The following is a 20490-nucleotide window of genomic DNA, read 5'->3' as shown; positions in this document are numbered from 1 at the left end:
CACTACACCTCAACCTTTCGATTCAGCAGCATAGAGGCCAGCGCGAGACAGAGCGCCGCAAGCACGATCACTGCCAGGAAACTGAAAAGCGAAATGTGGACGGCTTTCAGCTCCATCGTCCATCCAGTCAATTTTGTATAATGAAAATGAGAATCCGCATACACTTTTACCGGCCATATATCATGTTGAGATGAAGTGAAAGGCGTAATGATTTTATCGTCAATATAGGTCCAGACAAACACAAGCACGATGCAGATCACCCAACGGAGGACGGGAACATGTTTTAATGAGTGAAAAACAGTCCAAAATACGGCCACGATCACAGATAAGTACGCTGAACTGATCAGCAGGTAAGCATTCAGTCCGGTTAATGTGCCGGCCAGGGGAATGGTGTGTTCCAGCGCTCCTTTTGCAGAAAGCATCCGGTACATCCAAATGCCGTAGCCGGTCAGCGCCAGCTGCCCGATCAACTGATACAGCAGTGAGGCCGTCAACTTGGAAGCCAGCAGATAAAATCCTCCATTCGGATTGTAAAGCCACAGCTGGTTTTTTCCTTCTTTATGAAGGTGATAGTACATAAACAGCGGCGCTACAAGAAATTGAAAAAACCCCATTGCCGCAAAAAAGCCGAAAATGACGAGCGGTTCTTTCTGACGGGCAGCGATGACGTGGGCTGCAAACGCCCAGCAAATCATGCCGCAAAGCCACACCGCGAGCCAAATCCATGAAACCTTCGCATCTTTTTTCAGCAAACCTAAAAACGATGTCATTCTTTCTCTCTCCATTCGGATCAAGTGTATGAGTAACATAGTACACTAGATCATCGTGTATTACAATATCTTCAATAAAAAAAAGGCAAATCCGCTATTACGCGGATTTGCCTTTTCAATTACTTCTTTTTGTTTTTTAAGGAGAGCAGCGCATCACGATAGCTGCTATCCTGCATTTTGCCGCCGCTATCAGGATCGTTTGGTTCCTGATCCGTCTCAGAAGTCTTAAACTTCTGAAGCGCCTGACGGTACACATCATCGCCCATTGTATTCTTTTTCTCACGGGGAGATTCAGATTTTACAACGACGGGAGCATGCTCGGCTGAGCGCTCCTCGGCCGGATCATGCTTTTCCGGCTGTTCGGCTGTAGTGCCGATCGCTTCTCTCTTTTCTTCTTTGACATCCTGTCCTGCAGAAGTGCTGCGGACATTGAATGTGATAAGAAGTGCAATCACAATGACAGCAGCAATAACCGCTATAATAATGGCCATATAACCCTCTCCTTACTGTCGTCCGGCAGTTAGATTACCTGTGACTTGGCTGACACGTCTGCCAAGCGCACGGCCTAATTGAAGGCCTTCTTCCGTCATCAGCACATCGCTGTCAACCGGGCATGTGACGCCCGCGCCGTAGTAAGAGCCGTACAGCGCGTTTTCAGGAACGTTGCCGGGAAGTCCGACAACAATCATGCCTTGGTGAAACATAGGAGTGATCAGATTGTGCATTGTCATTTCTAATCCGCCATGTGTTGTCGCCGTCGTACAGAATACGGCGCCGACTTTATCAATCAGCTCGCCTTCAGCCCACAGATAGCCGAGTCTGTCGATCCACGCTTTTAAGCCTGAACTGATGGTGCCAAAGTGTCCCGGGCATCCCCAGATAATGGCATCCATGTCTTTCAGCTTGCGGATGTCCGCTTGATCGACATGGTCGATCAGGACTTCAGCCTCAGCGTTTTCTCGTGCTCCTTCGGCAATGGCTTCAGCAAGGTGTTTTGTATGTTCGCCTTCACTATCGTACACTACGTAAATTTTCATTCAGGAAACCTCCCATTTCAGATGATTAAGATTCCTTCACTTCTTTAGGGGCCGGAAGCAATGACAGCTCCTCTTTTTTCTTCGCCCGCTGTTTGTCTTTCCGTACGTCACGCAAGAACAGGCTCAGGACTACGCCGATAACCGCAAAGATCGTCGCCCACATAAACGCGTCATTAATCCCCATAACGTTGGAATTAAGTGAAGCTGTTTTGTAGAGATATGAATAAACGGTTTGTTTCGCCGCATCAAGCGACATGTTCATGTTGACCATTAAATTCGAAACCGCGCTTTGGAACGACTGCATGAAGCTCGGATCAGCCGTGCTCGTTTTATCCGCAATCTGCGAATAGTGCATTGTCGTACGGTTCGTATAAATCGTTGTGATCAAACTTGTTCCGATTGATCCGCTGATCTGGCGGAGCGTGTTGCTCATCGCCGTGCCGTGGCTGTTCAACCGTGCCGGAAGCTGGTTCATTCCGGCTGTCATAACAGGCATCATTAACAGTGACATACCGAATGCGCGGATGGCATAGACAAGCATAATGTGCGTGTAAGGTGTGTCAATTGTCAATTTTGTGTACTGGAATGTCGTTGCGACCGTGATGACCAGCCCGATAATCGCAAGCGGTCTCGGACCGATTTTGTCAAACAGAATACCGGAAATCGGCGACATGATCAGCATGACAATCGCGCCCGGCAATAGCAAGAGACCCGATTGCAGCGCCGTAAAGCCGACTAAGTTCTGCAGGTAAATCGGAAGCAGGAACATTCCTGTGTAAAGCGCAACGGTAATAATGATGTTAATCACACTGGAAAGTGAGAAAATATCATATTTAAATACCCGGAAGTCGAGCATCGGTTTTTCAGAGCGCAATTGCTGAATGACAAACGCGGCAATCGCGATGACACCGACGATGACGGTAGACAGCACGATCGGATCTCCCCAGCCGTCGCTGCCCGCTTCACTGACTCCGTAAAGCAATGAAGCAAATCCGACAATGGATAGAATCGCACCCAAGCTGTCGAGTTTGATTTTTTGCGGTTCCACCAAGTTCTTAAAGAGGAAAAACGCTATGATAATAACGATTGCCCCGATCGGAACAAGGCCGTAGAACATAATGCGCCATGTGTAATGCTCGATGATCCAGCCGGAAAGAGTCGGTCCGACCGCCGGAGCAAACATCATCGCAAGACCGAAAATCCCCATTCCTTTCCCCCTGCTTTCAGGCGGGAAGATAAGCAGAATGGTTGTCATGACCAGCGGCTGCAGGATACCGCCGCCGACCGCCTGAATTAACCGGCCGATCAGCATGGTTGAGAAGTTAGGCGCGATTCCGCAGACTAACGTTCCCGCTGTAAAACAGAACATGGCTACGAGAAAGAGGCTTCTCTGTCCGAACCGGGTAATTAAGAACGCAGATAACGGAATCAAAACACCGTTGACCAGCATGTATCCGGTCGTAAGCCACTGAATCGTCGTCGCACTCACACCGAACTCGGTCATTAAGTGCGGCATCGCCACGTTAAGAAGCGTTTGGTTCAAGATCGCCAGGAATAACCCGGCCATAAGCACAATAAGCAATGTTTTAGGACTTTTTACTTGATTATCTGATTTAGCCACCTAAGACAACCTCCCTTCATGGTTTGATGACTGATCTGTATTATTCAGAGATTTTTACAGATGCGTTCATACCAGGAAGCACCTTGTCAGATGGGTTGCTGAGTGAAATTTTAACAGGAACTTTTTGCGTTACTTTTGTGTAGTTGCCGCTTGAGTTTGAAGAAGGCAGCATATCAAATGTTGAATTTGTCGCATAACCGATTTCTTCTACTGTTCCGTCAAATGTTGTATTAGGGTCGCCGTCAACAATTACGTCTACTTTGTTTCCTACTTCAATGTCTCTAATGTCTGTTTCTTTAATGTTTGCAGTGATGTAAAGGTGTTTCATGTCAATTTCTTGGGCAATTGTCGTACCGGCTTGCACCATTTGGCCGTTTTTCACTTCGTTTTTCACGATTGTTCCATCCATGATGGCTTTTACGTCAGCATTTTGCTGTCCTTTGATTTTTGCAACAACGTCGTTTTTGCTTACTTCTTTCCCCTCATCAAGGTTCCAGTCAGTTACTTTACCCGCAGCAGGAGCTGTGATAGCAGCCATGTCGCCGGCAACTTTTGCTTCATCGGTTTTTACATAGTGTGTGCTTTGATAATAGTAGTAAGCACCTCCGCCTATAATTGCAAGAACAACAATCAAACCGATAATGTTGGTCAGAATTAAACGTCCTCTGTTCATTTTGTTTTCTCCTTTCGTTTCTTCCTCTATCATTTTGTGGAATGATGATAAAAATATGTGGGGATTTTTTTATTTTCCGTTTTTCACTGCACAGCCGTTTGCAAGCTTCGTTAAACTTTCCGCAAGCTTGCGCAGGTACTGCAGTTCAGCGGTATTGAGCTGCCGGTATAAGACCGCCGCTTTTTCGGCATATTGAACAGCAGCTTTCTTTAGAAGTTCTTCCCCCTCTTCGGTTAACTGAATCATAACAACACGCCGGTCGTCGTGATAGTCGCTCCGAACCATTAGGCGGCGCTTATACAGAATATCGGTCATTCTCGTGACAGACGCCGGTTTCAGATCAAGCGACAAAGCCAGCCTTGAAAGCTGCGTGCTTTTGCTCTTATGTATTTTGAACATCAGCAGATACTGCAGCACTGTAATATCAAAAGGTTCAAGCACTGTCTCCAGAATCATTTTCTGCTTTTTGTAAATCGATCTGGAAGTATCAAACAGTTGTTCAAAACTGAGCAAAGCGAGCTCTGATTCAATCACCGTTTTTTCACCTCATTCCCTTAATAATAGTTCACAAGATAAAATATTAATAAATGAAAGAAGATTTGTAAAGAGAAAAGTTTCATTTTTTAAGGATTTTTTTTATGCCGTTTTTTCTCTTTATTTTTAATTTAAAAAAGCCGGGCGAAGAACCGCGGCCCACGATTCTTCACTCGGCTTTATATTTAATACGATGCTTTGCTTACACCGTCTTCCTCATTTTTAAAAAAGCTTTTCAGCGCTTGAAATACGTCTGATTTCTGTTTCAGGATGTAGTATTTAAATTTATCATCTTTGACATTTTTATAGGCGGACATGAGGGTGGAGTGCCTGTTATATTGATTGACCTCACCGTAACAGAACAGATTCGATTTTTTCATGATGTCATTGACGAGCTTTACGCACCGGGCGTTATCCGAAGTCAGGTTATCTCCGTCTGAAAAATGAAACGGATAGATGTTGTAGCGGGCGGGGTCATATTTTTCATCAATTAATTCAAGAGACTTCCGGTAAACGGAGGAACAGATGGTGCCCCCGCTCTCGCCTTTCGAGAAAAAATCTTCTTCGGACACAACCTTCGCTTCCGTATGGTGGGCGATAAATTCGATATCAACCGTTTCATACTTTGTCCGTAAAAATCGTGTCATCCAAAAAAAGAAGCTCCTCGCCATATACTTTTCCCATACGCCCATCGAACCGCTTGTATCCATCATGGCTAAAACGACAGCTTTCGATTCCGGCTTCGTCACATCATTCCATGTTTTGTATTTCAGATCTTCCGGATAAATAGGGTAAAACGAGGGCTTGCCTGTCATAGCGTTTCGTTTATAGGCCGACAGCATCGTCCTTTTCTTATCGATATTCCCTGTCAGCCCGGTTTTCCGGATATCATTGAACTCGATATCGGTATGGACGATATTGTCCCTTTCCTTTTGCTGCAGATTCGGCAGTTCTAATTCCTGAAACAGCGCTTCTTCCAGATCCATCAATGAAACTTCCGCTTCATAATAATCCTCGCCTGCCTGATCGCCTGCTCCCTGGCCTTTTCCGGCACCCTGCTTTTTATCTGCGCCGTCTCTTGCGACGACATCGCCGACTTCGCTGTCGCCGTCGCCTTGGCCGACATGTTTATTTTTATCATAGTTATAACGGATTTTATATTCATCAAGCGAACGAATCGGGATTTTCACGACATCTTTTCCGTTGGACATAATAATGCTTTCCTCAGTGACAAGATCCGGAAGGTTGTTTTTTATCGCTTCCTGTACTTTCTTTTGGTGGCGCTGCTGGTCGTCAAAGCCTTTGCGATGGAGGGACCAGTCTTCCTCTGAAATCAAAAAATTTCCGCTGTCATTACGGGACATGAATTCCCCTCCTTAACCGTTATGGTCGTTTTACATGTGTATTCCGGCTTGGTCCTGTTTATGAAACAAGTCCGGCGAAAAGATTTATTTTCATCTTATGCCGGACGGACTCTCCAATTGACAAACAATTGCGAAAAACAGCCAAAAGAACCCGTCCTTTTACAGACGGGCCTCTCAATGAAATCAAACATCAGCGGTTTAACAAGCTTCCGACATACCTCAGCAGTTCATTAGCGCTAGTCGAATTATAACCGTGTTCATCTATTAACCTTGCAACAACTTCATTGACCTTTTTAAGCTGCTGTTCATCCGGCGTTTTGGTTGAGGTCGTAATTTTCACCACATCTTTTAAGTCTGCGAACAGCTTTTTCTGAATCGCTTCGCGGAGTCTTTCGTGCGAATTATAGTCAAAGCGTTTTCCTTTTCTTGCATAGGCGGATATGCGGATTAAAATTTCTTCGCGGAACGCTTTTTTCGCGTTTTCTGAAATGCCGATCTGCTCTTCAATGGATCTCATCAGTTTTTCGTCAGGATTCATTTCTTCTCCCGTCAGCGGATCGCGGAGCTTATTTTTATTGCAGTACGCTTCCACATTATCTAAATAATTGTCCATGAGAGTTTTAGCGGATTCTTCATATGAATAGACGAACGCCTTCTGCACTTCTTTTTTGGCGATGTCATCGTACTCTTTCCTGGCGGCGGAAATAAAATTCATATACCGCTCTTTGTCCTCGGCGGAGATCGACGGATGCTGGTCAAGTCCTTCTTTTAAGGAACGCAGCACGTCAAGCGAATTGATCGATTCCATATTTTTTCGGATAATCGTTGAGGAAATGCGGTTGATGACATAGCGCGGGTCAATTCCGCTCATTCCTTCATCGTGGAATTCCTTCTTCATATCCTCCAGATCAACGGAATTGTAACCTTCAACGCTTTCTCCGTCATAGAGCCTCATTTTTTTGACGAGATCAATATCAGAGCGGTTCGGTTCCTTCAGCCTGGTCAAAATAGAAAACATCGCGGCCACTTTTAATGTATGGGGGGCGATGTGTACGTCAGAAACATCACTTTCAGAAATCATTTTTTCATAAATCCGTTCTTCCTCTGACACCTTTAAATTATAAGGAACAGGCATCACGATGATCCTGGAGTGAAGGGCTTCATTTTTCTTATTGGCAATAAACGAGCGGTACTCCGTTTCGTTCGTATGCGCAACAACCAATTCGTCGGCTGAGATGAGCGCAAACCGTCCGGCTTTGAAATTCCCTTCCTGCGTGAGTGACAGAAGGTGCCACAGAAATTTTTCATCGCATTTCAGCATTTCCTGAAACTCCATCATTCCGCGGTTCGCTTTATTTAATTCACCGTCAAACCGATAAGCGCGCGGATCTGATTCTGAGCCGTATTCGGCAATTGTTGAAAAATCAATACTCCCCGTCAAGTCGGCGATATCCTGTGATTTCGGATCAGACGGGCTGAAGGTTCCGATTCCGGTACGTTTATCCTCCGAGAAGAAAATACGTTCAACCTTTACATCCTCAATTCTGCCGCCGTATTCTTCTTCAAGCCGCATGACATTAAGCGGAGAAAGGCTGCCCTCAATTCTGATGCCGTATTCTCTGTAGAAGTCGTCGCGCAGATGATGGGGAATGAGATGGAGAGGATCTTCATGCATCGGGCAGCCTTTAATGGCGTAAACAGCGCCGTTGTCTGTCAATGAGTAGGCTTCAAGCCCTTTTTTCAGCATGGTGACAAGAGTTGACTTTCCGCCGCTGACGGGTCCCATCAATAGTAAAATCCGTTTTCTTACATCGAGCCGCTTGGCAGCCGGGTGAAAGTATTCCTCCACGAGCCGTTCCAGAGATTCCTCAAGGCCGAACAGCTCCCGCGAGAAAAAGCTGTATGTCTTTTTACCGTCATCCTCCTCGATTCCGCTGTCTTTTATCATATTAAAAACGCGAGAATGAGCAGACTGCGCGACCAATGGATTTTCTTTTATGATCTCCAAATAATCAGCGAACGTCCCTTCCCATTTGAGACGCTGCTCTTCCTCTCTGTACTTTTCAATTTTCTTTAATATATCCATAAGAACCTCCTCTATCATGGTTAATGCACTAGAAATAAGGTACTTTGTTACAATCTATGCGGTGACGTGATAATACATGCTTTTCGTTTCTTAAAAATAAAGACGTTATAAGGCCGTCATTGACAAGGGTCCGGTGCACCGTTCATAATGAAAGAAATACAGTTTCATCCAGACTCGGACATCAAATGGAAAAGCAAAGAGGAGGAGAAATGATGAAAACGATCATTTTACTTGGGGTCATTCTCACTTTTTTAGTATCCATTTTTACGGCGGGTTACGACAGCAAACCTGAAAACAAATAACGGAAAAAGGGTGCTCTTCATAAAGAGCACCCTTTCCTGCACAACATAACAATGTTTCATATTTGAATATGTTCTTGGACAGTTGATTTTTCATGAGATTTGCAGCTTGTTTGATACTCGATTTTTCCGATTTTGCAGCCCGGGCCGATTTCCACATGCTTTCCTCTGACGATGTCTGCTCCCGTGTATTCGAGGTAAATTGCGTCTCCTTCGATCAATTCAGCAGAAAGCGTGCCGGCTTTCCGTTTAAGAAAACCGGGTTTCCGTCTGACGGTGATCGATGTGCCGCCGATTTCTTTCACGCGGCTTCGGTCATAACGCAAATGGATGTTTACGTCCCCCGCGTTTAACAATCCCGCCACATTGATACATCCTGTTACATGAAGCAGCTCCGTCTCGCAATCGCCGCCGACGGTGAGACTTCCTTTTATATGACACTGCTCTCCTGCGGCCCCGCCGCCAATTTCAGCAAGTCCTTTCAGCCTCATCGTTGCGAAACGCATGGAGCCGCCGACTTTCAATGTGCCCATCACATTTGCTGAACGTGCTGATAAATCTCCTGCAACTTCATGCTCTCCGAAAATTTTCAGCCTGTTGATCTCGGCATCTCCGAGAAAAAGTCCCGTACCGAATATCCGGCAGCGTTCGCTTTGAAGTCCTTCGCCGACAGTTCCTTCCCCTTTAATGCTTACATTTTGGTAGGCCCCGCCGGAGGCGTGTCCGGCTCCGTACATTTTTAAATGACTCAATTTTTTTGTCGTTTCCATCGCAGTTCCTCCTATCGTTTCACGACTTTGTTAACCAAAGCGGAAGGATCACATGTAAAATCGCCGCTGTATTCCACAGTCCCAATGGTGCAGCCTGCGCCGATCCGCACATGATTTCCGCGGACTGTCTTCGCGTTCGTGTCCGCCAATTCAATGATGTCACCTTCAATCAGCTCCGCTGTCAGCACCGGGGCCGGCATCAGCTTAAAACGCGTAAGCACGCTCTTTCTGCTCATCACTTTCAAATGGCGGCAGCCGATTTCTTTCACATGGCTTTCTCCCGCCGTCAGCTTAATACTGACTTCATCGGCATTCAGCAGGCCGCCGATCTTGCATTTACCTTCCGAACGGAACGTCTCTGTCTCGCAATCGCCTTCAATCCCGGCTTTCCCGGATATGAAAATATCATCAGCTTTCACACCGCCGCCGAAAGATGAAAATCCCGCGACGTTCAGCCGCTCCGTTTTGACATCACCTTTAATGACACCCGTTCCATTGATACGGATGGATTCAGCTTCGGCACTGCCGGAAATTTTCCCTGAACCGCTGATCGTCAGCGTTTGCGTCTTGACATGTCCGTCTGTTTTTCCGCTGCCGTTAAACAAAAAGCTCGCGCACTCCACATCACCTGACACCGTGCCGCTTCCGTTGATCTCCACTGTATGAAAACGGCCTCCTTTTGAACTTCCTGAACCGTTGATGATTAATTTATCTGTTACTTCCATTGATGGTCCTCCTGCATCCATTTCGTTTTTAATTCTTCCGATGCCGCAGCAAGCGCCACCCGTTCAACCACTTTGACAGTCGGTTCAAATAAAATATGTTCCGCGTCAGCGATGAAGCACGTCGTTACGCCAAGCTTTCGGAGCATGACAAGCTCCGTATTCGCTTTCAGTTCGGAAGCCTCATACGTTTCCAGCACCCCTGCCGCCAACTTTCCTTCCTCAAGGCTGATATTGCCCGATTGCAAAAGTCCTTCAAGCACATATAAAGACAGCAGCGCGCGGGACGTGAATGTCACGCCGTCTTCGCCATAAACTTGCAGCGCAGCCTTTGAAATCAGTCCCTTTTGAAGCAGCTCCGCAGACGTTATATTGACATCAGTCATTTGCGGAGACAGCATTTCTCTCATTTCATCCAAAGACAGATTTTCTTTCATTTTCTGTATTTTTGAGATGCGTTTTAATATTTCCGCTCTCGGAAAAAATGTTTCCTGGCCTGTAAATGTTGATTTTCGGATAAACCATTCTTCAGGAATTAAATTTTTCCGTTTCCAGCGGTACAGCTGTCCGTATGAAATTGATGTTTCTTCCAGCAATTCTTTTTTAGAAATCAGTTGTTCCTCCATGAATCCAGCTCCTTCGATGAATGTATTGTAACATAACACTGTTACGTTGTTAAGCCTGGAAATATAAAAATGCCGTGAACCGCTGCTGTCCGTCTTTTTTATTCAATAAAAAAAACGCCCGAATGCGGGCGTTTTTTCTCACGTCAAATCTCTGTAATTTTGCTGGCGCAGCGCTTCATATACAAGAATCGCGGCCGTGTTGGACAGGTTTAATGATCTCACATGCTCGGTCATCGGCAGACGCAGGCAGCGGTCCATATTGTTTTCGATCAATTCTTTCGGAAGTCCGCTCGTTTCTCTGCCGAATACGAAGAAAAAGTCTTCCTCCGTATTTGAGTAATCAAATGATGTGTGCGGCTTTTGACCGAATTTTGTAATGAAGAAAAACTTTCCGTTCTCATATGCCTCAAATAACTCTTCCAATGAATCATGATATACGACGTTGACGAACTCCCAATAATCGAGTCCGGCGCGCTTCAGCATTTTATCATCGGTTGAGAATCCGAGCGGGCGGATCAAATGAAGCGTTGTGTCTGTTGCCGCACAAGTACGTGCGATATTTCCCGTATTGGCCGGGATTTCAGGTTGATATAAAACGACATGTAATGCCACGATGTTCACCTCTGTTTTTTATTCCGCCCACCATTATATCATTAATTACTCTTTTGTCGTATCATCCGTAATATGAAAAAACGCATATCTGATGGAAGGAGTATACGCCGTTGAATCCTCATATGACCAATATCTCATTCTGCTGTCATACGTTTGGGCATTGACAAGCGGCATATTGCTTTTATCTTTCGCGACCACGATCGCCGTATGATTAAAACGGCCGTCTCCTTCAAAATCATAGCAAATGATATCTCCGGGCATCAGTTCTTCAGCTCTTGATACTTGCACCGCGCGAAGCCCGGCCTTGGATTGGGCCAGATACATCTTCATCGAATGCGCGACCGTCCAGCTGTAGCTCCACGAGCTTGCCTTCATCCACCAGCCTGAGCCTCTGTTCGGATGCCCCCGCATCGGTGCTTTTCCGGCATGTAAACATTGGGAAATAAAATTGGTGCAATTATCGCTGAAATTTTTATAAGCGGGATTTCGTTTATTCCAAAACTTCTCCGCGTACTGCACGGCAGCCAGACGGTCGTATTGAAACGCCCGCCCGAAATCTTCCCGTTCACTCCGCTCATATTCAATTACGCTGTTCCCGTCAGAAAATCCCGCCGGTTTTTTCTTTACTTCCCGGTCTTTAATCAACAGCTGATCATAGAGAAATGCAGTCCGTTCCTCAATCTGCTCTTCTAAGTAAAGGTGTCCGTCATGCTCCTTGCACAAATATTCGAAATGAATCGTGTACATGACGCATAACGTGCCGTCGTCCTCAAGGCTGCTTTTGACAATGATGGCTTTTGCCTTCGCTTTCACGATGTCAACTTTCCGTTTTTCAAACAGCTCTTTTTTTCTCGTCAGGACCTCAAGATCGCCGGGCTGCCCATTGTGCCTCATCTCGGTTCCGTTTATTAAATAATGAAGCCGGGCCTCCGCTAAATCTTCAATAATATGCTTCAAGCGCTCCACCCACCATACTGTTTTATAAAGAAAAAACACTTGAACTCCGGCCAAGTGCTTTTTCTCTATACATATGTCAGGACCGGCCGGTTTTAGTCTTATCAGAAACCGATAACAGCTCCAGTCCCTTTTCAATTTCCCGTATGGCTTCCTCATCCTGCTCCTTTTGAAGCGCTTTTTCTAATTCCCCCGCATAATCAGGGTCACCGATTTTCCCGATGGCCCAGGCGGCCGTCCCCCTGATGACGGGACGCGGATCTTGGTGCATCAAGGCCGTTAATTCCGGAAGAGACGAGGCATCTTTAAAATGAGCCAAAGCTAAAATCGCATTCCGCTGTATCGGCTTCTTGCCGCGCCATGATCCCGATACATGTCCGAATTTTTCTTTGAATTCGCGGTTGCTTATGGTCAAAAGCGGCTTTAACAGCGGCTTTGCGATCTCCGGATCAGGCTCCATCTGCGGATGAAGATGAAAATCTTTCCCCTTATTAATCGGACAGACCGTCTGACACGTGTCACAGCCATACAGACGGTTTCCGATTTTCGTGCGGAACTCATCCGGCAAAAATCCCTTTGTCTGGGTCAGGAACGAAATACAGCGCTGGGCGTTAAGCTGTCCGGGATTGACGAGTGCGCCGGTCGGACACGCGTCTAAACATTTTGTGCACGTACCGCACATATCTTCAATCGGCAAATCCGGTTCAAAGGGCAGATTGGTGATCATTTCAGCCAGATAGACGTAAGAACCGTATTCAGGCGTGGTGATCATGCAGTTTTTGGCGCTGAAGCCGATTCCCGCCCGTTCAGCCACGGCCCTGTCGGACAATTCCCCTGTATCCACCATTGACTTTGTGCGGATATCCTCATGTTTGCTTTGGAGAAAATTCTCCAGCAGATCAAGCTTTTCGCGCAGCACGTCATGATAATCCTTCCCCCAGGAAGCTCTGCAAAAAATGCCGCGCCGCCCGTCCCTTGTGCTCCTCGGCGCATCTTTCATTTTGGAAGGATAAGCAAGGGCGATGGCGACGATCGATTTGGCTTTCGGCAGAAGCAAAGACGGAGTGACCCGTTTTTCAATATCCGGCTCTTCAAAACCGGATAAATAGCCGAGTGATTCCTGAAGAATCAGCCGGTCCCGCAGACTGTCGAACGTATCAGCCGTCGTAAACCCGATTTTGTCGACTCCGATGCTTTTGGCGTATTCGATTAATTCCTCTTTCAGTTTATGAATATTCATTTTTTGCACAGCCTCCTTTCTTTGTGATCAGGCTCCCGCACAGGTATAATAGAGTTTTATCATCCCGAAATGGAGTGAACACACTTGAACATCAGTTTAGATCCACTTATTGCTGAACGGGTGCCGGGGATCAAAGCGGCAGCCGTCTTATATGAACAGATCGAAGTCGGGCCTGCTCCGCAAATGCTGAAAGGCCGCCTCCGTTTATTTCAAGAATCTCTTTACTTTGATTATGCTGACGGCGGTATAGATGAGCAGCCTTTTGTAAAAGAGTGGGCGCGTATAATGGAACAGCTCAGTCCCGCCTTTTCAGGACAAAAAACGCCGATGGAGCTTATGCTCGGCGATATTTCCCGGGAACGATTCATTGAAAGTGTGAATTCAGCCCATGATACCATACTTTTTTTCTCCTTGAAATATTCATTGCCTATCATGGCGTATGATGCCGCAGAAATAGATGAACCAATTTCAATTACGATCGGAGAAAAAGAAAGCGTACTGTCCTTCTCCGGCCCGGACGGCGTTTTCGGCGACTTCACCGAACATATCAATACACGCCCTGTCACGCCCGGCACAAAGAAAATGCTGCAGCTGATCTTTTTCCCGCCTTCATTTCATGCCGACGCGGCGGATGAGCTGCTATCATCCTTAACCAAAATGTTTGAACAAATTCACGGAGGCACGCATACCGTCTCTTGGCTTTCATAAAAAGACACGCCTTTCGTGTCTTTTTTCACATAAAAAAACGCAATACTTCGTTTATCAGAGAAACGAAACACTGCGTTAATAACGTATGTATGGAGCGGGTGATGAGAATCGAACTCACGACATCAGCTTGGAAGGCTGAGGTTTTACCACTAAACTACACCCGCATCAAAATTAATTTTTGTCAGTACCGATTTGATGTTTCTAATATTACATGTTTATTTTTTTTTCGTCAAGGGAATGTTAAAAAATTTGTCGAAAAAAATTCTTTTTTTGTCCACATGTTAAGTTGGGTTTACATTTTGTTAAGAGTCTCATACAATATAAAAAAGAAAAAAACTTGAGGTACGCCTGATGATGAAAAATAAAGTAAAAGAGCTGAGAGCCAGATTCGGCTATTCTCAGGAAACGCTCGGAAAAGAAGCCGGAGCCACCAGACAGACGATTGCAGCGATTGAAAAAGGAGATTATGTGCCTTCACTTTTATTAGCGCTTAACATCTGCCGGGCTTTCTCCCTGCCGATGGAGGAAGTGTTCTGGCTGGAGGAGGAGAAAAAATGAGTTTGAAAAGAAAAGCGTGTTTTCACCTTGCACTCTACGGATTGGCCTGCTGGACGCTTATTTCCTTTATGGAAGCGGCGCCGCGGATCGCTCAGTTTTTCCAAACGGAGGGGAGCGGTTCATTTGAGCTGAATATCACTCCGTTTCTGCTGTTTACCGTTTGTGCCGCATTGTATATCTATGCCGAAAAGAAAAAACGAAACGGCAAAAAGCACAGGCTTGTGCCCGATGAATTTGAGGAACAGGATGAAAGAGAACGAATGATGACGGCTAAAGCTTGCCGTTCCTCGTATATCGCCGTTTACTTCTCATTGCCGGCCGCAGCCGTTCTGCTTTTGTTTTATCCGCTGATTCAGCCGCATCTTCCCTTTTTTCCGATTCTTTTGATTTTCATTCTGATGATGATTCAGCATTTGGCTTATGTTTTCACTTTTCATAAGCACGGCAAAAACTCCGGTTCATGACAGATCCGGAGTTTTTTACATTACCAGCTCGCTTTTTTCACCCCGGGAACCCGGCCTTTATGAGCCAGCTCCCTGAATGCGATTCTGGACAGTTTAAATTTTCTCATATATCCGCGGGGCCGCCCCGTCACCGTACAGCGGTTATGAAGCCTGGCCGGAGCAGAATCACGCGGCAGTTTGCTCAGCGCTTCCCAGTCTCCTTTTGCCTTTAATTCTCTTCGGATGTCCGCATATTGTTCAACAAGCTTCTGCCGCTTGAGCTCTTTGATCACTTTTGATTTTTTTGCCATTTCAGCACTCCTAACAAATCGTAATAATTACGTTTTGTATCATATCATCCATATGAGTATCGTGCAAGCTAAGCGCTTAAAAAGGCGGGTGAATACCCGCCTTCACTGCCGGCATTTCCCCGGAAATGAAACCGCAGAAAGCGCCCGCCGTCAATTATCCGCCTTGCGACGTCATCAGACTGTCGCTTTATTTCCTCTTGCAAAATGGTCGTTGCCCATTGCTTCACCCAGTCTGCGCTCAAGCTTTTTAGTCCGTTCATTCTGAAACGGCAGAAGCGGAAACACGAGTTCAGCCAGATAATAAGCTTCTTCCAGATGCGGGTAGCCTGAAAAGATAAACGACTCAATGCCGAGTGCCTGATACTCTAAAATTCGAGCAGCGACGGTCTGCGGATCACCGACAAGCGCCGTGCCCGCTCCGCCTCTGACCAGTCCGATGCCAGCCCAGAGATTCGGGCTGATCTCAAGCTTCGAGCGGTCACCGTTATGGAGATCGGCCATCCGTTTTTGTCCCGAAGAATCAGCGCGCCGGAGCGCAGCCTGCGCTTTCGCAATCGTCTCTTCGTCTAAGTGGCTGATTAACCGTTCAGCCGCTTCCCATGCCTCTTCTTCAGTCTCCCGGACAATCACGTGAAGTCTGATGCCAAAACGCATTGTCCTTCCTTCCTTGGCAGCCTGTTTTTTAACGGTTTCAATCTTTTCTTTTACCTGCTCCGGCGGCTCTCCCCATGTTAAATAGACATCTGTATGCTTCGCCGCAGCCTCAATTCCCGCCTGTGATGAACCGCCGAAATATAAGGGCGGATGCGGAGACTGTTTTGGAGGAAACAGCAGATTGCTGTTTTCCACTTTGATATGGTCCCCTTCATATGTCACCGTTTCGCCCCGCATGAGTCCGCGCCAGACGGTTAAAAATTCTTCAGTCGCCTTATAACGTTCATCGTGGCTGATAAACATGCCGTCTCCCGCCAGTTCATAAGGATCTCCGCCCGCTACGACATTTACGAGCAAACGGCCGTCTGACAGCCGATCCATTGTCGACGCCATTCTCGCGGCGACAGACGGCTGCATCAGTCCCGGACGGACCGCCACTAAAAATTTCAAGTCACTCGTTTCCCCCGCTAAAGCGGCAGCCGTCAGCCATGGGTCTTCACATGATCTCCCCGTCGGCAGCAGAACCCCCGTATACCCGAGTCTGTCCGCCGCCTGTGCCACTTGTTTAAAATAAAGATGATCCGCCGTCCTCCCTCCCGTTTGCGTCCCTAAATACCGGCCGTCACCATGCGTCGGAATAAACCAAAGAATCTCCATATGAATCTCTCCTTTTTTAATAGGTTACCCTTCATAACTGTTCCGCCATTTTAATAGTTTCCGTTCGAGCATTCTGACCAATGCATCTGTCAGCTTGCCGACAGCCGCAAAAATGATAATGCCGACAAACACCTTATTTGTCTGTGAAAATTGTCTGGCATCCATAATCATATAACCGACGCCCTCGCTCGAGCCCATCAGTTCCGCCACCACGAGACCGAGCCACGCAATGCCTAGAGAGAGCCTGATGCCGAGCAGGATATTCGGCAGAGATGCCGGAAGAATTAATTTTGTCATCTGCTGATACCAGTTAAATTCCAGCACCCGCGCGACGTCAAACAGCTTCGCGTCCACACTGCGGATTCCGAGAAATGTATTAATGTACACGGGGAAAAAAGCCCCCAATGCGATCAGCAGAATTTTTGATGTCTCATCAAATCCGAACCACAAAATGAACAGAGGAGTCACGGCCAAGTGCGGAACCGTTCTGAGCATTTGCAGAGACGGATCAAGATATGCTTCCGTCCGCTTTGAAAAACCGACCAGCAGCCCGAAAACAAGCCCGAGGCCAGCGCCAAGCAGAAATCCGGCAACCGCCCGGTATAAACTGATCTCTAAATGACCCCAAAGTTCACCTGAAAGAAGAAGTTCCTGAAACGTCTGCAAGATGACGACAGGCGACGGGAGCACCGCGGCCGAGACGATGCCCAGACTTGCGATAAACTGCCATACTGCGATGACCGCAGCCGGGAGTACAACCCCCTTCATCCATTGGTATGAATACTTCCGGGAGCTTGCCAGAGCTTTCTTTTCTGATTGGCTTATTGCGCCGGCAGCCGTTGATGCTTCTGCTTTCATTACTTGCCATCCCCCGTTTCAAGCGCTTTTTTAATAAATGAATTGTCAACAACGTCTTTTACATGAATTTTCTTATGAATCGCTTTTGTTTGATATTGAAAATCAGCGGTTTCCTGCTGGGCTTTGACAATATCATCTTTGATCGGTTCATTGAGAGGCTCAGTATTGTTAAGCACGTTTCTGACGACTTTCGGATCAAGATGTTTGATTTTCGCATATAAGGAGACAGCTTCATCTTTGTGTTCCTTTTGCCATGTAACTGCTTTATTGAACACTTTCAGAAAACGGACCACCTCATCCGGGTGTTCTTTGGAAAATCCCGTTCTGACTAACGTGAAACCGGGAGAATATAAATCTGTGCTTTCTCCGTTCGCCAATATTTCCGCCCCGTGCTGCAGCGTTTCAATCGACAAATACGGCTCCCAAATGGACCATGCGTCAACTGATTTGTTTTCAAAAGCGGAAACCGCCTCATCAGGCTGAAGCTGGATGATGGTGACGTCATCGGCGGAAAGACCCGCTTTATCTAAAGCTTTATAGAGAAAATCAAAGCCGCTGCTGCCTTTGGCTACGGCGATTTTTTTACCTTTCAATTCTTTCAGGCTCTGAATCCCGCTGCCCTTGTTTACGAGAATGCCGTTTGCCTTTAACCCCTCCTGAGATAGCCCGATCTCTTTAAAATCAATTCCTGCCGCCTGACCGGAAATGACCGGTGAATTGCCGACCTGGGAAAAATCAAGCTTATCGGCGGCAAGACCTTCAAATTGCGGAGGACCGCTTTGGAATTCGACCCATTTTACTTTTATTCCGTCTTTTTTGAAGGCCTCTTCAAACCAGCCTTTTTCCTTGGCAATGAGAAGCGGGCTTAAACTCTGCTGGATGCCGATCCGGATTTCTTTCACCGTTTTCCCGCTCCCTCCTGTCCCGTCTGCACTGCATCCGGCTGACATCATGACTGCTGCGGCTAAAAGAATGATGATTTTTTTCACTTCGCTTCGTCCCTTCTATATCCCGGACCCATCCGCAAACCGGAGGTCTTCCGTTTTCTCAAACTCAGAAAGCACCTTCTGCCGGACGGCCTGAAAATCCGCTGACGTCCGATTGCGCGGATGCGGAAGCTGAATCGGCATCAGGCTGTGCAGCCGGCCGGGCTTTGCCCTGAGAATCGCCAGCTTATCGCCTAAATAGACGGATTCATCAATATCATGCGTGACCAGAATCATCGTCGTTTTTTTCTCGCGCCATATATCAAGCAGCACATCCTGCAAATGTTTTCTCGTAAAAGCGTCAAGCGCCCCGAACGGTTCATCTAAAAGCAGCACCTCCGGCTCACGCAAAAGAGCTCTGGCGATGGCAACCCGCTGCGACATGCCGCCGGATAATTCGCGCGGATAAGCGTTCTCCGCTCCCTGCAGCCTGACAACCTCAATCAGATCATCCACTTTTTTCCGAACGGCCGGGTCGTTCATATTGAGATCGGCAGCGATGTTTTGTTTTACCGTCAGCCAGGGAAACAGCCGGTGCTCCTGAAAGATAAATCCCTGCCGAATGCCCGGTCCCGACACATTGCGGCCGTTTATTGTGACAAAGCCTTTATAATCGGTATCAAGACCGGCAATCAATTTTAAAAGCGTGCTTTTGCCGCATCCGCTCGGCCCGATGACAGTCAAAAATTCTCCCGATGCAATTGACAGCTCAATATCATTCAGCACCGGCGTTTTCCGGCCTTCATGCTCAAAAGCTTTTTCTTGTATGCTGATGGTTACAGCCATCTGTCTTACCCCTCTCTTTCTGCCGCGTGCGATCGAAAAACAAAAAGGCCCCCATCTCCGATTGCTTGCAGAGATGAGAGCCTTCGGCGGTCCGATCGGCAACCCGTTTGTTTTTAAATTTGAATATCATGTTAATTCAAATTATTCCAACTTGTCAACTGTTTTTTATAAGGATTAAAATACGCCCTCCGGCATAACCCTGCCAGAGAGCGCATCGGCTGTATCACGTATTTACTTCCTTTTCTTGACGGGCGATTTTCAATAATGTCCGCGCGTTGTTGCCGAAAATGTTTTCTATATCTTCTTCCCGCATATTGATTTCCCGGCAGGTCCTCACCTGCTCCTGAAGATATCTGTATACATATCCTCTCGGAAATCCGTTCGAATCCGTCCCGAAGATGATCCGTTCAGCACCGATTAATTCAGATGTCTTTCGAAACAGAATTTCCAAATCAAGCGGGTACGGCATCCACCTCATCCACTGATTTGAGCCGGACGTGTCAATATACACATTCGGGCAGCTCCAGCACAGCTGCAGCAGTTCCTGATAATATCCGGCGCCGAAATGCGGAATGATGAACGGTATATCAGCATACTCTCTCGCGACGCGATAGATGGAGAGCGGGTTGATGTTGCGATGGCTGACAATGCCCCCCGCTCTTCCTAAAAGCCCAAAGTGAATTAATACAGGCAGCCTTTTGTCAGCTAAATAAGTCCACAGCTTTTTCAGCGACGGATCATGAAAATCGATGTCTGTCAGCGGCCCGAACAGTTTATATCCTTTCAGACCGAGCTCTTCTACCGCTCTTTTCAGCTCTTCATACGCATCCTCCCGCTCCAAAGGATGATATGCAAATCCGGTAAATCTCGCGGGATTGGCTTGAATAAACGCCGCCATCCGGTCATTGCTCTCTGCTGTTAAAAAATTCAGCACGTCAATGCCATACTTATCTAATTCATTCTCCCATCTTGTCATCAAAGCGATTTCGCCCTCATCGCCATCAACATCATGCGGATCAGGAAAGTCCCAAGTCAGATTCATTCTTTCTGACCGCTCCCGGTTATAATCGGAAAATGTCTTATCGTTTTTGCCGAAATAAAGGCTGTACGGCAGATGACCGTGAATATCGACAGGTTTAAAATGCTGTCGGAAAAGCATACAATCGCCGCCTCCCTTACCGCCTGACAATAAAAAAGGCCCTTATCCAGTGAAGAATAAGA

23 protein-coding genes and 1 tRNA gene are annotated in these 20490 nt (G+C 46.8%); 3 read left to right on the top strand and 21 right to left on the bottom strand.

Features of this window, described 5'->3' with window-relative positions:
* Window positions 1-2 precede the first annotated feature (2 nt).
* From SB724_RS00205 to queG, 14 genes are all read right to left on the bottom strand, one after another.
* The gene (locus SB724_RS00205; RefSeq protein WP_265972362.1) at window positions 3-770 is read right to left on the bottom strand and encodes a hypothetical protein; all 768 of its coding nucleotides are present in this window, start codon (window positions 768-770) and stop codon (window positions 3-5) included.
* A 119-nt stretch (window positions 771-889) separates the two neighbouring features.
* Window positions 890-1261 (bottom strand): hypothetical protein, encoded by a 372-nt coding sequence (locus tag SB724_RS00200; RefSeq protein WP_003155385.1) that lies wholly within the window; start codon window positions 1259-1261, stop codon window positions 890-892.
* A gap of 12 nt (window positions 1262-1273) precedes the next feature.
* The gene (locus SB724_RS00195; protein WP_003155386.1) at window positions 1274-1807 is read right to left on the bottom strand and encodes an NAD(P)H-dependent oxidoreductase; all 534 of its coding nucleotides are present in this window, start codon (window positions 1805-1807) and stop codon (window positions 1274-1276) included.
* Between the two features lie 25 nt (window positions 1808-1832).
* Window positions 1833-3428, bottom strand: a complete 1596-nt coding sequence (locus SB724_RS00190) for an MFS transporter (RefSeq protein ID WP_003155387.1) — start codon at window positions 3426-3428, stop codon at window positions 1833-1835.
* A gap of 40 nt (window positions 3429-3468) precedes the next feature.
* Complete coding sequence (locus tag SB724_RS00185) at window positions 3469-4134, bottom strand: HlyD family secretion protein (RefSeq protein ID WP_007610259.1); 666 nt, start codon at window positions 4132-4134, stop codon at window positions 3469-3471.
* 36 nt (window positions 4135-4170) lie between these two features.
* The gene (locus SB724_RS00180) at window positions 4171-4635 is read right to left on the bottom strand and encodes a MarR family transcriptional regulator (protein ID WP_003155389.1); all 465 of its coding nucleotides are present in this window, start codon (window positions 4633-4635) and stop codon (window positions 4171-4173) included.
* A 185-nt stretch (window positions 4636-4820) separates the two neighbouring features.
* Window positions 4821-5999, bottom strand: coding sequence for a sporulation protein YhbH (gene yhbH / locus SB724_RS00175; protein ID WP_349551431.1), 1179 nt, complete (start codon window positions 5997-5999; stop codon window positions 4821-4823).
* Between the two features lie 190 nt (window positions 6000-6189).
* A complete protein-coding gene (gene prkA, locus SB724_RS00170) occupies window positions 6190-8085 on the bottom strand; it encodes a serine/threonine protein kinase PrkA (protein ID WP_224224137.1) in 1896 nt (631 codons plus the stop codon).
* 358 nt (window positions 8086-8443) lie between these two features.
* Window positions 8444-9154 carry a hypothetical protein gene (locus tag SB724_RS00165; protein WP_410569682.1) on the bottom strand — a complete coding sequence of 237 codons (711 nt, stop codon included), beginning with the start codon at window positions 9152-9154 and terminating at the stop codon, window positions 8444-8446.
* A gap of 11 nt (window positions 9155-9165) precedes the next feature.
* Window positions 9166-9879: a polymer-forming cytoskeletal protein gene (locus tag SB724_RS00160; protein ID WP_012117144.1), complete on the bottom strand. Its 714-nt coding sequence runs from the start codon at window positions 9877-9879 to the stop codon at window positions 9166-9168.
* Window positions 9870-10502 carry a YhbD family protein gene (locus tag SB724_RS00155; RefSeq protein ID WP_181364944.1) on the bottom strand — a complete coding sequence of 211 codons (633 nt, stop codon included), beginning with the start codon at window positions 10500-10502 and terminating at the stop codon, window positions 9870-9872. The genes SB724_RS00160 and SB724_RS00155 overlap by 10 nt, the downstream gene beginning before the upstream one ends.
* A 138-nt stretch (window positions 10503-10640) precedes the next feature.
* Window positions 10641-11123 carry a tRNA (uridine(34)/cytosine(34)/5-carboxymethylaminomethyluridine(34)-2'-O)-methyltransferase TrmL gene (gene trmL, locus SB724_RS00150; RefSeq protein WP_007610253.1) on the bottom strand — a complete coding sequence of 161 codons (483 nt, stop codon included), beginning with the start codon at window positions 11121-11123 and terminating at the stop codon, window positions 10641-10643.
* Window positions 11124-11159: 36 nt separating this feature from the next.
* Window positions 11160-12071, bottom strand: coding sequence for an amidase domain-containing protein (locus SB724_RS00145; RefSeq protein WP_410569678.1), 912 nt, complete (start codon window positions 12069-12071; stop codon window positions 11160-11162).
* Window positions 12072-12147: 76 nt separating this feature from the next.
* Window positions 12148-13308, bottom strand: a complete 1161-nt coding sequence (gene queG, locus SB724_RS00140) for a tRNA epoxyqueuosine(34) reductase QueG (protein ID WP_265972367.1) — start codon at window positions 13306-13308, stop codon at window positions 12148-12150.
* An 84-nt stretch (window positions 13309-13392) separates the two neighbouring features.
* Between queG and SB724_RS00135 the strand changes: the two genes are divergently transcribed.
* The gene (locus SB724_RS00135; RefSeq protein WP_265972368.1) at window positions 13393-14016 is read left to right on the top strand and encodes a hypothetical protein; all 624 of its coding nucleotides are present in this window, start codon (window positions 13393-13395) and stop codon (window positions 14014-14016) included.
* A gap of 90 nt (window positions 14017-14106) precedes the next feature.
* Here the strand turns inward: SB724_RS00135 and SB724_RS00130 are convergent.
* Window positions 14107-14180 (bottom strand) — tRNA-Gly (locus tag SB724_RS00130).
* A 190-nt stretch (window positions 14181-14370) separates the two neighbouring features.
* Between SB724_RS00130 and SB724_RS00125 the strand changes: the two genes are divergently transcribed.
* Together SB724_RS00125 and SB724_RS00120 are read left to right on the top strand one after the other, a co-directional pair.
* A complete protein-coding gene (locus SB724_RS00125) occupies window positions 14371-14574 on the top strand; it encodes a helix-turn-helix transcriptional regulator (RefSeq protein WP_003155407.1) in 204 nt (67 codons plus the stop codon).
* Complete coding sequence (locus SB724_RS00120) at window positions 14571-15038, top strand: hypothetical protein (RefSeq protein ID WP_012117138.1); 468 nt, start codon at window positions 14571-14573, stop codon at window positions 15036-15038. Before SB724_RS00125 ends, SB724_RS00120 begins: the two co-directional genes overlap by 4 nt.
* 20 nt (window positions 15039-15058) lie before the next feature.
* Here SB724_RS00120 and rpsN read toward each other — a convergent pair whose 3' ends face one another.
* The 6 genes from rpsN to SB724_RS00090 all read right to left on the bottom strand — a co-directional run bounded on the left by rpsN (window position 15059) and on the right by SB724_RS00090 (window position 20428).
* Window positions 15059-15328, bottom strand: coding sequence for a 30S ribosomal protein S14 (rpsN, locus tag SB724_RS00115; RefSeq protein WP_014417259.1), 270 nt, complete (start codon window positions 15326-15328; stop codon window positions 15059-15061).
* Window positions 15329-15502: 174 nt separating this feature from the next.
* On the bottom strand, window positions 15503-16639 hold the full coding sequence (gene ssuD / locus SB724_RS00110; RefSeq protein WP_021494886.1) for an FMNH2-dependent alkanesulfonate monooxygenase: 1137 nt from the start codon (window positions 16637-16639) through the stop codon (window positions 15503-15505).
* 24 nt (window positions 16640-16663) lie between these two features.
* Window positions 16664-17497 carry an ABC transporter permease gene (locus SB724_RS00105; RefSeq protein WP_410569675.1) on the bottom strand — a complete coding sequence of 278 codons (834 nt, stop codon included), beginning with the start codon at window positions 17495-17497 and terminating at the stop codon, window positions 16664-16666.
* A complete protein-coding gene (locus SB724_RS00100) occupies window positions 17497-18486 on the bottom strand; it encodes an aliphatic sulfonate ABC transporter substrate-binding protein (protein WP_410569673.1) in 990 nt (329 codons plus the stop codon). The genes SB724_RS00105 and SB724_RS00100 overlap by 1 nt, the downstream gene beginning before the upstream one ends.
* Before the next feature lie 15 nt (window positions 18487-18501).
* Window positions 18502-19269, bottom strand: a complete 768-nt coding sequence (locus tag SB724_RS00095; RefSeq protein WP_043021596.1) for an ABC transporter ATP-binding protein — start codon at window positions 19267-19269, stop codon at window positions 18502-18504.
* Between the two features lie 223 nt (window positions 19270-19492).
* Entirely contained in the window at window positions 19493-20428 is a 936-nt protein-coding gene (locus SB724_RS00090; RefSeq protein WP_032874194.1) for an amidohydrolase family protein, read from the bottom strand.
* Between the last annotated feature and the right edge of the window lie 62 nt (window positions 20429-20490).

This window comes from Bacillus sp. SIMBA_031, assembly GCF_046535225.1.
GTDB lineage: Bacteria > Bacillota > Bacilli > Bacillales > Bacillaceae > Bacillus > Bacillus velezensis.
Note: the sequence above shows the minus strand (reverse complement) of the source record. Positions and strands in the feature narration are given on the sequence as shown.

What these genes read in the sequence shown, in the direction of transcription:
- SB724_RS00205 (WP_265972362.1), bottom strand. Translation starts at nt 770, where the DNA reads ATGACATCGTTTTTAGGTTTGCTGAAAAAAGATGCGAAGGTTTCATGG.
- SB724_RS00200 (WP_003155385.1), bottom strand. Translation starts at nt 1,261, where the DNA reads ATGGCCATTATTATAGCGGTTATTGCTGCTGTCATTGTGATTGCACTT.
- SB724_RS00195 (WP_003155386.1), bottom strand. Translation starts at nt 1,807, where the DNA reads ATGAAAATTTACGTAGTGTACGATAGTGAAGGCGAACATACAAAACAC.
- SB724_RS00185 (WP_007610259.1), bottom strand. Translation starts at nt 4,134, where the DNA reads ATGATAGAGGAAGAAACGAAAGGAGAAAACAAAATGAACAGAGGACGT.
- yhbH (WP_349551431.1), bottom strand. Translation starts at nt 5,999, where the DNA reads ATGTCCCGTAATGACAGCGGAAATTTTTTGATTTCAGAGGAAGACTGG.
- prkA (WP_224224137.1), bottom strand. Translation starts at nt 8,085, where the DNA reads ATGGATATATTAAAGAAAATTGAAAAGTACAGAGAGGAAGAGCAGCGT.
- SB724_RS00165 (WP_410569682.1), bottom strand. Translation starts at nt 9,154, where the DNA reads ATGGAAACGACAAAAAAATTGAGTCATTTAAAAATGTACGGAGCCGGA.
- SB724_RS00160 (WP_012117144.1), bottom strand. Translation starts at nt 9,879, where the DNA reads ATGGAAGTAACAGATAAATTAATCATCAACGGTTCAGGAAGTTCAAAA.
- SB724_RS00155 (WP_181364944.1), bottom strand. Translation starts at nt 10,502, where the DNA reads ATGGAGGAACAACTGATTTCTAAAAAAGAATTGCTGGAAGAAACATCA.
- queG (WP_265972367.1), bottom strand. Translation starts at nt 13,308, where the DNA reads ATGAATATTCATAAACTGAAAGAGGAATTAATCGAATACGCCAAAAGC.
- SB724_RS00125 (WP_003155407.1), top strand. Translation starts at nt 14,371, where the DNA reads ATGAAAAATAAAGTAAAAGAGCTGAGAGCCAGATTCGGCTATTCTCAG.
- SB724_RS00120 (WP_012117138.1), top strand. Translation starts at nt 14,571, where the DNA reads ATGAGTTTGAAAAGAAAAGCGTGTTTTCACCTTGCACTCTACGGATTG.
- rpsN (WP_014417259.1), bottom strand. Translation starts at nt 15,328, where the DNA reads ATGGCAAAAAAATCAAAAGTGATCAAAGAGCTCAAGCGGCAGAAGCTT.
- ssuD (WP_021494886.1), bottom strand. Translation starts at nt 16,639, where the DNA reads ATGGAGATTCTTTGGTTTATTCCGACGCATGGTGACGGCCGGTATTTA.
- SB724_RS00105 (WP_410569675.1), bottom strand. Translation starts at nt 17,497, where the DNA reads ATGAAAGCAGAAGCATCAACGGCTGCCGGCGCAATAAGCCAATCAGAA.
- SB724_RS00095 (WP_043021596.1), bottom strand. Translation starts at nt 19,269, where the DNA reads ATGGCTGTAACCATCAGCATACAAGAAAAAGCTTTTGAGCATGAAGGC.
- SB724_RS00090 (WP_032874194.1), bottom strand. Translation starts at nt 20,428, where the DNA reads ATGCTTTTCCGACAGCATTTTAAACCTGTCGATATTCACGGTCATCTG.